The sequence below is a fragment of the Lentzea cavernae genome, from assembly GCF_014653695.1.
GTDB classification, from domain to species: domain Bacteria; phylum Actinomycetota; class Actinomycetes; order Mycobacteriales; family Pseudonocardiaceae; genus Lentzea; species Lentzea cavernae.
This window is the reverse complement of record NZ_BNAR01000007.1, coordinates 459976-472751: the sequence shown is the minus strand read 5'-3', so window position 1 is coordinate 472751 and position 12776 is coordinate 459976. Positions and strand designations below refer to the sequence as shown.

At 69.9% G+C, this 12776-nt stretch carries 11 protein-coding genes and 1 pseudogene; 8 read left to right on the top strand and 4 right to left on the bottom strand.

Features of this window, described 5'->3' with window-relative positions; translation table 11 throughout:
* Window positions 1-193 precede the first annotated feature (193 nt).
* Window positions 194-1201, bottom strand: a complete 1008-nt coding sequence (locus IE307_RS25130; RefSeq protein ID WP_191301713.1) for a Gfo/Idh/MocA family protein — start codon at window positions 1199-1201, stop codon at window positions 194-196.
* Window positions 1202-1396: 195 nt separating this feature from the next.
* Here IE307_RS25130 and IE307_RS25125 point away from each other — a divergent pair, with 195 nt between their 5' ends.
* Together IE307_RS25125 and metX are read left to right on the top strand one after the other, a co-directional pair.
* Window positions 1397-2683 (top strand): bifunctional o-acetylhomoserine/o-acetylserine sulfhydrylase, encoded by a 1287-nt coding sequence (locus IE307_RS25125; RefSeq protein ID WP_191301711.1) that lies wholly within the window; start codon window positions 1397-1399, stop codon window positions 2681-2683.
* Entirely contained in the window at window positions 2683-3696 is a 1014-nt protein-coding gene (gene metX / locus IE307_RS25120) for a homoserine O-acetyltransferase MetX (RefSeq protein ID WP_191301709.1), read from the top strand. The genes IE307_RS25125 and metX overlap by 1 nt, the downstream gene beginning before the upstream one ends.
* Here the strand turns inward: metX and IE307_RS25115 are convergent.
* On the bottom strand, window positions 3659-4345 hold the full coding sequence (locus IE307_RS25115; protein ID WP_229905035.1) for a TioE family transcriptional regulator: 687 nt from the start codon (window positions 4343-4345) through the stop codon (window positions 3659-3661). The two genes, metX and IE307_RS25115, sit on opposite strands and share 38 nt — an antisense overlap.
* 79 nt (window positions 4346-4424) lie before the next feature.
* Between IE307_RS25115 and IE307_RS25110 the strand changes: the two genes are divergently transcribed.
* Complete coding sequence (locus IE307_RS25110) at window positions 4425-5540, top strand: erythromycin esterase family protein (protein WP_308436397.1); 1116 nt, start codon at window positions 4425-4427, stop codon at window positions 5538-5540.
* Here IE307_RS25110 and IE307_RS25105 read toward each other — a convergent pair.
* Complete coding sequence (locus tag IE307_RS25105; protein ID WP_191301702.1) at window positions 5512-6018, bottom strand: hypothetical protein; 507 nt, start codon at window positions 6016-6018, stop codon at window positions 5512-5514. The genes IE307_RS25110 and IE307_RS25105 overlap by 29 nt on opposite strands.
* A gap of 120 nt (window positions 6019-6138) precedes the next feature.
* Here IE307_RS25105 and IE307_RS25100 point away from each other — a divergent pair, with 120 nt between their 5' ends.
* The 4 genes and pseudogenes from IE307_RS25100 to IE307_RS46935 all read left to right on the top strand — a co-directional run.
* The gene (locus IE307_RS25100) at window positions 6139-7257 is read left to right on the top strand and encodes a sensor histidine kinase (protein ID WP_191301700.1); all 1119 of its coding nucleotides are present in this window, start codon (window positions 6139-6141) and stop codon (window positions 7255-7257) included.
* Window positions 7254-7907, top strand: a complete 654-nt coding sequence (locus tag IE307_RS25095; protein ID WP_191301698.1) for a response regulator — start codon at window positions 7254-7256, stop codon at window positions 7905-7907. Before IE307_RS25100 ends, IE307_RS25095 begins: the two co-directional genes overlap by 4 nt.
* A 52-nt stretch (window positions 7908-7959) precedes the next feature.
* Window positions 7960-8670 carry an alpha/beta hydrolase gene (locus IE307_RS25090; RefSeq protein ID WP_191301696.1) on the top strand — a complete coding sequence of 237 codons (711 nt, stop codon included), beginning with the start codon at window positions 7960-7962 and terminating at the stop codon, window positions 8668-8670.
* A pseudogene (locus IE307_RS46935) lies at window positions 8670-9539 on the top strand (acyltransferase family protein); the annotation flags it as partial. The gene IE307_RS25090 and the pseudogene IE307_RS46935, both read left to right, overlap by 1 nt.
* Here IE307_RS46935 and IE307_RS47735 read toward each other — a convergent pair.
* Window positions 9502-11532, bottom strand: coding sequence for a phospholipase A2 (locus IE307_RS47735; protein WP_191301694.1), 2031 nt, complete (start codon window positions 11530-11532; stop codon window positions 9502-9504). The pseudogene IE307_RS46935 and the gene IE307_RS47735 sit on opposite strands and share 38 nt — an antisense overlap.
* A 160-nt stretch (window positions 11533-11692) precedes the next feature.
* Here IE307_RS47735 and IE307_RS25080 point away from each other — a divergent pair, with 160 nt between their 5' ends.
* Entirely contained in the window at window positions 11693-12775 is a 1083-nt protein-coding gene (locus IE307_RS25080) for a DUF418 domain-containing protein (RefSeq protein WP_229905033.1), read from the top strand.
* The last annotated feature ends 1 nt before the right edge of the window (window position 12776 follow it).

Below are 12776 nucleotides of genomic sequence, written 5' to 3'. Positions count from 1 at the left end.
CTCTCCCCTGACAACAACCGTTGTCAGGGATCAAGGTGTCCGAGCCTCGGGGACAACTCCAGCGTGTCGAGTTGACACCCCTACCTGCATGCAGCAAGAGCTGTGGCGCGACTCGTGACGGGACCCCACCGCCCAGGCCTCCGGCTAAGGACTAAGGACGGCTCGCCTTCGGCATCGCGGGCTGTTGGGTGTGTCAGAGGCGGACTGCGTCGCCTGTGGTGGCTGACTGCTTGGCCGCTTCGATCACCTCTAGGCCCGTCACCGCGTCTTGTGGTGACACGGGGGCATTGCCTGCGGCCACTGAGGCGTAGAAGTCCTGGTAGGCGCCTGGTTCGGTGCGGTGGGGCTTGCCGTTCAGGGTGCCCCAGTCCTGTTCTGGTTCTTCGCCCCAGCCCGGGCCCGCGGGGGTTTCGCCTGCCTTGAGGCGTTCCTCCTGGGGGTCCATGCCGTGCTTGACGTAGGCGGCGTCGTGGCCGAGGACGCGGAAGCGCGGGCCCTGGTCTGCTGCCAGGGCGCTCATCCAGAGGTGGGAGCGGACGCCGCCCTCGTGGGTGAGGGAGAGGAAGACGTCGTCGTCTGCTCGGGCGCCTGGGCGGACCGTGGTGATCTCCGCGTGTACGGAGGTGGGGCGGCCGAAGAGGGCCACTGACTGGTCCACGAGGTGGGTGCCGAGGTCGAAGAGGATGCTGCCCAGGTCTGCCGGGTCGCCTGATTCCTTCCACGAGGACTTGATCTCGGGGCGGTAGCGCTCGAAGCGGGATTCGAACTTGTGGACCGCGCCGAGGGCGTTGTCGGCCAGGAGGCGCTTGACGGTCAGGAAGTCGCCGTCCCAGCGGCGGTTGTGGAACGGGACGAGCATGAGGTTCTTCGACGAGGCGATGGAGGCGAGGGCTCTGGCTTCCATCGTGGTGGCGGCGAAGGGTTTGTCCACCACGACGTTGAGGCCGTGTTCGAGGACCTGGCGGGCGTGGGTGGCGTGGAAGCGGTTCGGGGTGGTGATGACGACCAGGTCGAAGTCGCCCGCCCAGACTTCGTCCAGTGAGGACAGACGGCGGGCCGACGGGTAGCGCTCGGCCACCTCTGCTTGGCGTTTCGGGTTCGAGGTGACCACGGCGGAGAGTTCCAGGCCAGGGGTTGCCTCGATGAACGGGGCGTGGAAGGCCGCCCCACCTAGTCCGTAGCCGACCAGAGCTGTGCGCATGCGATCAGCCTAAGCGGTCTCACCTGGTGGACGGGGTGTCCACGGGGCCGTGTGGCCCCTTACATTCGTCAACTATGACCATGCCGCTGGTTAGCCGACGCCACGTCGATTACGTGCGCGTCACCAGCATGGCCTGTCGTTGCTCTCGTTGATCTCAGCCGATTCCGGAAATTCAACCAAAGCTGGAGCACAGCCATGTCCTGGTCCTTTGAGACGACGCAGATCCACGCGGGTGCCGCGCCCGATCCGGCCACCGGTGCTCGCGCCACGCCGATCTACCAGACCACCTCCTACGTCTTCCGGGACACGCAGCACGGCGCGGACCTGTTCTCGCTGGCCGAGCCCGGGAACATCTACACGCGCATCAACAACCCCACGCAGGACGTGCTGGAGCAGCGGGTCGCCGCTCTCGAAGGGGGCATCGCCGCGGTCGCGTTCGCGTCCGGGTCGGCCGCGGAGACGGCCGCCATCCTGAACCTCGCGCGGTCCGGGGACCACCTGGTCTCCAGCGCGTCGCTCTACGGCGGCACCTACAACCTGTTCCACTACACGTTGCCGAAGCTCGGTATCGAGGTGTCGTTCGTGGACGACCCCGACGACCTGGACGCCTGGCAGGCGGCGGTCCGGCCGAACACCAAGCTGTTCTTCGCGGAGACGCTGGCGAACCCGCGTGCGCACGTGCTGGACGTCGAGGGCGTTGCCGGGGTCGCGCACGCGAACCAGGTGCCGTTGATCGTCGACAACACGGTGCCCACGCCGTACCTGCTGCGGCCGCTGGACCACGGGGCCGACATCGTCATCCACTCCGCGACGAAGTATCTCGGCGGCCACGGCACGGCCATCGCCGGTGTGGTCGTGGACGGCGGCAAGTTCGAGTACGGGGCCGAGAAGTTCCCCGACTTCCACGAGCCCGACCCCAGCTACAACGGGCTGCAGTACTGGCCGGTGCTCGGGCACGGGGCGTTCGCGGCGAAGCTGCGCGTGCAGGGGCTGCGGGACACGGGTGCGGCCATCGCGCCGTTGACGAGCTTCCTGGTGATCCAGGGCATCGAGACGTTGTCGCTGCGGATCGAGCGGCACGTGCAGAACGCGCAGGCGCTCGCCGAGTGGCTGGAGGCGCGGGACGAGGTCGAGAAGGTCCACTACGCGGGCCTGCCGTCGTCGCCGTTCCACGCCAACGCGCAGAAGTACCTGCCGAAGGGCGCCGGCGCGGTCGTGAGCTTCGAGCTGCGCGGTGGTGTCGAGGCCGGACGGGCGTTCGTGGACGGCACGACCCTGTTCAGCCAGCTGGTGAACATCGGTGACGTGCGGTCGCTGATCGTGCACCCCGCCTCGACCACGCACAGCCAGCTCACGCCGGAGGAGCAGCTCGTCACGGGTGTCTCGCCCGGCCTGGTGCGGCTGTCGGTCGGACTGGAGGGCCTGGAGGACCTCAAGGCGGACCTCGAGGCGGGCTTCACCGCGGCGAAGTCCGAGTTGTAGTGGGCGGCTGGCGGTTCGGCGATCCGAACGGGCGGCGGAAGTGGTTCAGCCACGCCGAGCCGTTCGGGCGACTGCCGGGTTTCCAGCTCGCGTACGAGACGTGGGGGACCTTGAACGCCGAGGCCTCCAACGCGGTGCTCGTGCTCCACGCCCTGACCGGTGACAGCCATGTCGCCGGTGGCGTGGAGCCGGGTCACCCCACGCCGGGCTGGTGGGATTCCCTGGTGGGGGCGGGAAAGCCGCTCGACGGGTTCTTCGTGGTGGCGCCGAACGTGCTGGGCGGCTGCCAGGGGAGCACCGGTCCCTGGCAGTACCCCGGGTTCCCGGCGATCACGGTTCGCGACCAGGTCGCGGCCGAGGTGCACCTCGCGGACTACCTCGGCATCGACCGGTGGGCCGCGGTGCTCGGCGGGTCGATGGGCGGCATGCGCGCCGTCGAGTGGGCGGTGAGCGAGCCCGGACGCGTCGAGTCGTTGCTGTTGCTGGCGACGGCCGCGGCGGCGTCCGCGGAGCAGATCGCGCTGGCGTCCGCGCAGCTGCACGCGATCAGGGCCGATCCCCTGGAGGGACTGGGGATCGCGCGGCGGATCGCGCACATCAGCTACCGCAGCGAACAGGAGCTGCAGGCGCGGTTCGGGCGGGAGAAGCAGGACGACGGGCGGTTCGAGGTCGAGTCCTATTTGGACCACCACGCGGCGAAGCTGACGCGGCGGTTCGACGCGGCCAGCTACGTCACGCTGACCGAGGCGATGAACTCGCACGACGTCGGCCACCGGCGCGGCGGGATCAAGGCCGCGCTGCGCAAGGTCACCGCGCGCACGATCGTGGCCGGTGTCGACTCGGACCGGCTGTACCCGTTGGTGCAGCAGGAAGAGCTGGCGGCGGGCATCCCCGGAGCGGGAGAGGTGCGGGTGATCGGGTCGCCGTACGGGCACGACGCGTTCCTGATCGAGAGCGAGCAGGTCGGCGCGCTCGTCACGGAGCTGGTGCCCGTGCGTTCAGGTACTCGCTGAGCCGTGCGGAGGCGGCCAGCATCGCCATGCCCTGCGCGGTGAGGCGGCGGCGCCAGTCGGTGAGGGCGGCACCCAACGTGTCGGTGCCGCCCGCCGTGCGGATCTGGTCCACCACCAAAGCGATGCGCGCCAACGGATAGCCGCCGCGGCGCAGCAGGTGCGCGAGCTCGGCGTCGCGGACGTCCTCGGCGCGGAACAGCCGGTAGCCGGTGGATTCCCTTGCCGGCACGAGGATTCCGGCCTCCTCCCACGCGCGCAGCGTCGCCGGGGTCACGCCGAGACGACGGGCCAGTTCGCCGATCGTGCGCGGGTGCGCGACCGGCTCCACCTCGGTCAGGTCCTGCACGGCGCGGCTGACCGAGTCGAGCGTCGAGCGGTCGCGCAGCAGTTGCTCGTGGCCGCGGTCGATCGTCACGAGCACGTCGTCCAGCGAGCCGGAGTGAACCGCGTTCATGATCTGGCCGGCGCGGGCGTGCCCGAAGGCGGGAATCAGCGCGAGGAACGTGCGCAGCGCGACGGCGTGGACCTCGGTGTAGACGCGGTACCCGGACGGGGTGCGCCCGGCGGGCGGCAGGAACCCGGACTCCTCGTAGTTGCGCACCGCCTGGGTCGAGAGGCCGTGCTCACGGGCGAGGTCGGTTGGGCGCACGATTGAGACTTTAGCGGCCGCGAACGGCCGAGAAAGCGCCGAAGTCTCAACGGAGCTTTCAATGTTACGGTTGAACCACATGAGCCAGGACATCCGCGAGTTCATCACCCCCTTCACCGAGCTCCTCGGTTTCGGCGAGCCGACCCACCTCGAGCACGCTCACACCTGGGTCCGCAACGAGCTGTTCGAGCAGCTGGCGGGCCTGGGCTTCCGCTCGATCGCCCTGGAGACGTGCCGGATCCGAGGGCTGACGGTCAACGACCACGTCCACGGCGGACCGGGCGACCTCGACGCGGTCATGAAGGAGGGCTTCTCCCACTCGTTCGGCGAGAACTGGCCCGCCAACCGCGAGCTCGTGCAGTGGATGCGCGAGTACAACGCGGACAAAGCGCCCGAGGACCGCCTGTCGTTCCACGGCTTCGACTTCCAGACCGAGACGGTCAGCGCGCCCAGTCCGCGTCCTTACCTCGAACACGCCCGCGACTACCTGGGCGAGAGCGTCGACCTCACCGTCGACGACGAGAAGTGGAGCCGCGACGAGGCCGTCCTGCACTACGACCAGTCGCCGGGGCAGTCGGAGGAGGCCGTCAGGCTGCGCGAGATCGGCACCGGCATGCTCCGGCGGCTGCACGGGCGCAGGAGCACCGACGAGGCCTGGGCCCGCGCCGAGACCCGGCTCCAGGCCGGGCTGAGCCTGCTGCGGTACCACCGGGAGTGCGCGGAGCCGAACCCGTTGGGCGTGCGCCTCAACCGCCTGTGCCAGATGCGCGACGGCGTGATGGCGCGGAACCTGCTGGAGATCCGGCGCGCCGAGGCGTCACGCGGCCCGACGTTCGTGTTCGCGCACAACGCCCACCTGCAGCGCACCAACTCCTCGATGGAGATGGCCGGCGAACGGGTCGAGTGGTTCTCCGCGGGCGCGCTCGTGGCGCCGATCCTGGGCGACCAGTACACCGTCATCGGCGGCACCCTCGGCCGCAACGATTCGTTCGGACTGGGCGAACCGGACAAAGCTACCCTCGAAGGTCAGCTGCAGAGCCGGTTCACGACGTGGGGCATCACGAGGGACAAGCCGCAGGGCCCGGCCCGCACCGACACCAGGCGGGAGATGGGCTACTTCCCGCTCGACCAGCACCTCATGGACGGTGTGGACGCTCTGCTGCACGTCAAGGTTGGTCGTCCAGTGACGCGGTGATCCACGACGCGACGGGCAGGTCGCGCGTCTCGCACTCTATGGCCAGCTTCAACGTCCACCGCAGGGCTTGCAGGACCACGGTCGCGAGCTCCTGCGGCTGGCCGTTGGCCAGTGCGATCTCGATCTGCTCCGACGCCGCGTCCTGGTCGCCGTGCACCTCGGCCAGCAACGCGCGGATCGCCGTGCGGACGGGCGGGTCCGCGTCGTCGATCTGGACCTCGTTGCCCTCCTCGTCGAAGACCTGCATCTTCACGGGCGTGGCGCCGCCGGAACCGAGCGCGCTGACCATGCTGCTGCACTCGGCGAACAGCAGGAGCACCAGCTCACGGATCTCCTCGTTGCCCTCGGGCGACCCGCTGAGGTACCCGGTCACGAGGTCTACCGCCACAGCGTCTTCCCCGGCCCTGGCGGCAGCCAGCGCCTCACCGGCCACGGCGGTGAGCCGTGACCAGCGATCTGGATCCTGTGGTGGTTTCACAGGTACTGCCTACCGCGCGGTGTCGGGCGTTCGCAATGCCCCATCTTGATCAGAGTCATACCCGGGTATGTCACTCCGCAGGTCAATGTGCGAATTGGCCGATCCACCTAGCATCGGCTGGTGTTCCGCGCGTTGTACCGAACCCTTCTCGGTCCCGATGGCACCCGAGTGCTCACCAAGGCGCTCGGTCGCGTGCGCATCCCGGTGCACGGCGCGTTGATCATCTACGCCTTCGTGTGGGGCATCGTCGCGAGTGCGAACTACGTGCGCCAGGAGGACTCGGACGGCTGGTGGGTGGTGATCTTCCTCGCCACGTTCGTGCCGTACGTGCTGCTGATCCGGTCACCGCTGTACGCCTGGCGGCTGGCGGCGCTGAGCTTCTACTTCGTGAGCCTGCTGTGCTCGGGAGAAGGCGCTCCGGCGTTCCAGTACTGGACCGCGATCCCGCTCCTCGTGGCCGTCGCCGCCTTCTACTCGCGGCCGATCGTGATCACCGCCACGCTGATCAGCATGGGCGTGGTCATCGCCTCCGAACCGCAGGCCATGGACATGGCGCTCTTCGTGCCGATCATCGGCACCGTGGTCTACCTCGTCGGAGCCAGGGGCAGGGCGGAACGCGAGCTCGAGGAGGAGCGGGACGCCAAGGCCGCGCTCGAGGAACGTGCTCGCATCGCTCGCGAGATGCACGACGTGGTGGCGCACCACATGTCGATGGTCGTGGTCAGGTGCGAGACCGCGCCCTACCGCCTCAAGGGCCTGAACGAGGAAGCGGAGCAGGAGTTCGCGGAGGTCGGCGAGGCGGCACGGGAGGCGATCGCCGACATGCAACGGCTGCTTGGCGTGCTGCGGACCAACGGCGAGGTCGCGCAACGCGAACCGCAGCCCGGCATCAACCGCATCACCGAGCTGGCGAGGCCCGGCGACGAGGCCGAGGTCGACGTGGACGACGTGCCGGAGGCGGTCGGCCTCACCGCGTACCGGATCGTGCAGGAGGCGCTCACGAACGCCACCAGGCACGCGCCCGGCTCGAAGGCCACCGTCCACGTGCGCCGCGACGGCGACCGGCTGGACGTGCTGGTGCGCAACACCGCGGGAGGGCCGTCCAGGGGCGGCGGCAGCGGGCAGGGTCTGGTGGGGATGCGGGAACGCGTGGCCGTGCACGGTGGCACGCTGACCGTGAAGTCGACCGAGGACGGCGGCTTCCTGGTGCGGGCGAGAATTCCGTTGGGGGACAAGTGATCAGGGTGGTCGTGGTGGACGACCAGGAGATGGTGCGCGAGGGCTTCTCCGCGCTGCTGAACGCGCAGGACGACATCGAGGTGGTCGGCGCGGCGGGCAACGGGGTGCAGGGCGTCGCTTTGGCGCGTACGGTCAGACCGGACGTCGTGCTGATGGACATCCGCATGCCCGAGATGGACGGTCTGACCGCCACCCGGTTGCTGCTGGGCGTCACCGACGCCCCGAAGGTGCTGGTGCTGACCACCTTCGACCTCGACGACTACGTCTACGAGGCGTTGCAGGCCGGTGCGAGCGGGTTCCTGCTCAAGCACGCGCCCGCCCGCGAACTGCTCCACGCCGTGCGCGTGGTCGCGGCCGGCGAGGCGTTGCTGGCGCCGTCGATCACCAAGCGGCTGATCGAGGACTTCGTGCGGTCGCGGCGCAGCGACAAGGTCAGGCCCGCCCAGCTGAACGTCCTCACCGAACGCGAGACCGAGATCCTCGTGCTGATCGCGCAGGGCCTGTCGAACACGGAGATCGCCGCGCACCTGGTGCTGGCCGAGCAGACCGTCAAGACGCACGTGAGCCGCGTGCTGATGAAGCTCGGTCTCCGCGACCGCGCCCAGGCCGTGATCGCGGCGTACGAGAGCGGGCTCGTGATACCGGGGTAATGGCTCGCTGGTGTGACGATCCGGTGCCCGTGGTCTTCCTAGCTTCTGGGGCATGCGCCGAGCCGTCCTGTTCCTCCTGCTGATAGCCCTCCCGTCGGTCGCGCCGTCGATCGCGCAGTGGCGTTCCGACGTCGCCCGCCGGGTCGCGGTCGTCGGCGACCTGAGCACCGCGCGCGACGTCGTGGTCGTCGTGCCGGGGTCCGACGTGGACGTCGACAGGTTCGACCGCACGATCGGGCGGATGGCCGTCAACCTGTACGAGCAGGCGCACCGCGACGACCTCGCGGTGATCGCGTGGCTCGGGTACCGGACGCCGCAGGGGCTCGGCGTGGACGCGATGACCGGGTCGCTGGCCCGTCAGGGGGCCGTCGCGCTGGCCGACTTCGTGCGGGCGTTGCGGACCGACGCGCGCATCCACGTCATCGGCCACAGCTACGGGTCGGTGGTCGTCGGGCTCGCGGCCCACGACCTGGACGTGGCGGACGTCGTGTTCACCGGAAGTCCTGGTGTGCGGGCGGGTTCGGTCGCCGAGCTGGGCACCGGCGCGAAGGTCTGGGCGCTGCGGACGGGCGGGGACTGGATGCGGTTCGTGCCGCACGCCCGGTTGTTCGACCTGGGACACGGCACCGATCCCGCCTCGGACGATTTCGGGGCGACGGTGCTGCGGTTCGAGGGCGGGAAGCACGACACCTACTACGAACCGGGCAGCGCCACGCTCGACGCGCTGGTCCGGATCGCCGCGAACTCGGGGGAGAAGGCGTGATGGGGAGTGGTGACGGGGCCAGGAACCCGTTCATCGACGCGGTGCGGGCCCTGGCGGTCGTCACCGTCGTGCTCGGCCACTGGCTGGTCACCGCGTTGGTGGACACGCCCACCGGCATGTACGTCGACAGCCCGCTCAAGCACCTGACCTCGCTCACCCCGGTGTCCTGGGTGCTGCAGACGCTCGGCCTGTTCTTCTTCGTCGGCGGCTACGCGGCCGCCCGCTCGAAGACGCCGTTCCTCAGCAGGCTGAAGCAGCTCGCCGTGCCCACGTCATTGATGCTCGGCTGCTGGGCGGCCGTCCTCTTCGGACTCGTGTTGCGCGGGGTCGACCAGGGCACCGCCTGGAACATCGGGTTCCTGGTCACGACGCCGCTGTGGTTCCTGGGCGTCTACCTGGTGCTGCTGGCGATGAAACCGTTGGTGCGCAGGCTGGACGAGCACTCGTGGGGTGTGCTCGTTCCCGTGGCCGCGGTGCTGGTGGTGCCGTACGCGGTGTGGTGGGCGGCCTGGCAGCTCGGGTACGCGCTGGCGCGCAGGAGGATTCCCGGTCCACCGCTGCTCGTCGCGGGTGTGCTCGGGTACGCGCTGCTCACGACGTTCGGCGGCTATCCCGTGTCGGCGGTGGGCATTCCGGGTGAGGCGGTCTCGAACCTCAACCCGCCGAACTACGCGACGCTCGCGCTGGCGTTCGCGCAGATCGGCCTGGTGCTCACGATCGCACCGCTGCTGACCAGGCTCGGTACCGCGAAACCCGTGGTGTGGCTGAACAAGCGCGCGCTGGGCATCTTCCTGGCGCATCAGAGCGCGCTGATCACCGTGACGCTGGCGCTCAGCGCGTGGGGGCCGCTGCCGGGGCTCCAGCAGCCACCAGATCATCCTGACTGGGTGTGGCAGCGACTGCTGTGGCTGCCGGTGTGCGCGGCCGTGACCTGGGGATGGCTCCGAGCACTGCGAGGCCGATCGCCGCGGCGTGCAGCACCACCACCGGGGGAGCCGGGTCCAGCGCCAGCATCGGCGGAACGCACGCCAGCGCCGTGAGCAGCCACGGCAACCGCGTGTCACAGCTGCCGTGGCGCGCGGTGTGGATCAGGTACCAGCCGAGCAGCAGGTGGATGAGGTTCTGCAGCGGGTCGACCGGCAGCAGCACCAGCACGCCGTCGCCGAGGAACCCGCTGACCACGAACCCGAGCACGCCGAGCGTCCCGAACGACACGCCCATCGCCGTCGCGAGCCGCGTGCGGTGCGACTCGTGCGCCAGCTTCGAGACCTTGACCAGGCGCCGCTCGAACCGGTGGAACACCAGGACGAGCGGGACCAGCCCGAGCACCAGCCAGATCGGCGCCTGCGTCAGCCCGAGCAACCCGACCAGCGCGCCGACCCCGGCCAGGTAGGCGAGGTAGACCGTCATCGGCGAGCGGCGGACGAAGTCCACGACGTGCCAGAACCGGCCGTCGAGCCACGTGGTGAGCCGCCCGCGCGCCAGCAGCGCCAGGCAGACCTGCGCCACGCCGAGCACCATCATCGAACGCGGGTAGCTGCTGAAGAACATGAGCGCGGGCAACGTGATCGCGCCCAGCGCGGCCAGCAGCTTGCGGGAGAGGGTGGCGAGCGAGCCGTCCGCGTAGAAGAACCCGATCTGCTGCATCAGCAGCGCGCCGACGACCAGGTTGACGTACCCGCCGGTCTTCCAGTCCGTGGACGTGCGCGCGACCTCGACCGCGAGCGTCACCAGCACCAGCACGAACGGCGTGGTGCGGCGGAAGTGCTCGTGCAGCCACGCGGCGGCCGGCGTCGCGGCCACCGCCAGCAGGTAGATCCCGAGGAACCACAACGGGTGCGTGATCAACCGGCTGTACGCGTCGACCTTCACGTCCATCAGGTTCAGCGCCGCGAACAGCACCACCCACAGCAGCACGAACGCGAGCACCGGCCGCAGCAGCCAGGACGTGCGGCTGGACACCCAGCAACCGAAGCCGCCCTGGTGCGCCTGCCAACTGCGCAGGTTCGCGTGCCCGCCCGCGAAGAAGAACAACGGCACCGCCTGCAACGCCCACAGCCACGACGTGCCGAACCCCCTGAGGTGCGCGAGCATCGCCACGGTCTCGCCGAGCACGAGCAGCGTGAGGCTGAAGAGCCGCAGGAACGTGGCGTACCTGTCCTGTTCGGCATGGGCCAGCACCAGCGGCAGCGAGTTGGCGGACGGGTCCTGGCGGCGCCGCCCGTGCAGGCGCGCCAGCAGCAGGAACACGACCACTGCGCTGCCGAACGCCCACGCCACCACGGGTTCGTGACCCGGAGCGCCCCACCGTTGCCGCCACGAGTTGAACTTCAGGCCCAGCGCGTAGGTCTCGGCCACCGCGTGGCAGGTCTGCTCGGCGCCGCGCGGGTTCAGCCGGCACTGCCCGTGCAGGTCGGTCGTGAGCCTGTCGTCGAGCGCCTTGCGCGCCTGCGGTCCGAGCGGATCGCCCTTGTGGTCGGCATAGCGCAACAGGTCGTAGCCGAGGTCGTGCGCGCGGCACGCGGTGCTGAAGTCCCACTCCGTGTCCCCGGCGGGCCCGGAGCACCCGCCGTTGGGGTCGACCACCCGCAGCGTCCCGTCCGGCGCCGTCACGGTCTTGGGATCGCGGCCCATCTCGCGCGCGAAGTCCGACGGCAGGTTGAGGTACGGGTCGTGCGTCGCGGACGGCGCCACGAACGCGGTGACGGCGTTGGCCGCCGCGATCACGTCGGCGCTGGGCGGAACGCCGTTGGCCCCGGTGGCCGGTCTGGAGGCGATCACGCCGCACACGAACACCGCGAGCGTGATGACCGTGAACCGGAACCAGGCCGGAAGCCGGAGGAGGAGTTTGCGCGCGCCCATTGTCGAGCCAGGTTACGGAAGGGTCTCGGCTGATCGCCAGTTCGCCAGGTCAGCCGCACGCCATCCGTCGATCGGTGGATCCGGGCGCCATCCCCGGCGGAGGGCGGGGTGGATGACACGGCCGATGCCGCCGCACCGGTCCCGGCGCCAGGCTCGAAGCATGAAACGCCTGCTCACACCCGATCTCGCTCGAGGCAGCATGCTCGCGTTGATCGCGCTGGTGAACTCGGCCGTCTACCTCTACGGCCGCCCGTACGGGGTGCGCAACCACATCGTCGAGACGGATCTGGCCGACCGGCTGGTCAGCGCCGTGGTGATGGTGTTCGCCGACTCCCGTGCCTATCCGATGTTCGCTTTCCTGTTCGCGTACGGCGTCGCGCGGATGGCGCCGGAGCGGGCCAGGTCGCGGAACCTGTGGCTGATCGTCTTCGGGTTCGTGCACGCCGTGCTGCTGTTCCCCGGCGACGTGCTCGGCCTCTACGGCCTGCTCGGGTTCGGGGTGATCGCGACGAGCAGGTTGAAGGACCGGACCCTGCTCGTGCTCGCGGCCGTCTGGCTCGTGCTGACCGCCGTGGTCCAGGGCGGGGCCTACTCGATGCCGTCGAACGGCGAGAGGTCGTTCTTCTGGTCGTTCGAGACCGCCGACCCATTGGCCGCGCTCGCGTTGCACCCGGTGGAATGGCTGATGACGCCGTTCGGGCTGTTCGGGGTCGGTGCCGCCGCGCTGGTCGGCGTCTGGGCCGCTCGCCGCGAGGTCCTGGCCGAGCCGGAACGGCACGAGTGGCTGCTGAGGCGCGTCGCGGCGTGGGGCATCACCGCGGCGGTGCTCGGCGGACTGCCCAGCGGTCTCGCGGTCGCGGGCGTGTGGCACCCCGGCGTGCCGTGGCTCGTGGCCGCGGTGCACGCCGTCACCGGTGTCGCGGGCGGCCTCGGGTACGCCGCGTTGATCGGGTTGATCTCGGCGCGGATCAAGCGGCCCAACGCGGTCGTGCGCGCTGTCGCGGCGTGCGGGGAACGGTCGCTGAGCTGCTACCTGTTCCAGTCCGTCGTCTTCGTGCTGCTGCTCAAGCCCTACACGCTCGGGCTGGGCGGGACGCTCGGGTCGGCGGAGGTCGCGCTGCTCGCGCTGGCGACGTGGCTGGTCTCGGTGCTGCTCGCCGACCTGCTGCGGCGCAAGGACGTGCGCGGGCCTGCGGAGACCCTGCTCCGGAAAGCGCGCGAACTGCGAAGCTCACCGGTGTGAA

Coding starts and splice junctions, on each gene's coding strand:
- IE307_RS25130 (WP_191301713.1), bottom strand. CDS start 1,201: ATGCGCACAGCTCTGGTCGGCTACGGACTAGGTGGGGCGGCCTTCCAC.
- IE307_RS25125 (WP_191301711.1), top strand. CDS start 1,397: ATGTCCTGGTCCTTTGAGACGACGCAGATCCACGCGGGTGCCGCGCCC.
- IE307_RS25110 (WP_308436397.1), top strand. CDS start 4,425: ATGAGCCAGGACATCCGCGAGTTCATCACCCCCTTCACCGAGCTCCTC.
- IE307_RS25090 (WP_191301696.1), top strand. CDS start 7,960: ATGCGCCGAGCCGTCCTGTTCCTCCTGCTGATAGCCCTCCCGTCGGTC.
- IE307_RS47735 (WP_191301694.1), bottom strand. CDS start 11,532: ATGGGCGCGCGCAAACTCCTCCTCCGGCTTCCGGCCTGGTTCCGGTTC.
- IE307_RS25080 (WP_229905033.1), top strand. CDS start 11,693: ATGAAACGCCTGCTCACACCCGATCTCGCTCGAGGCAGCATGCTCGCG.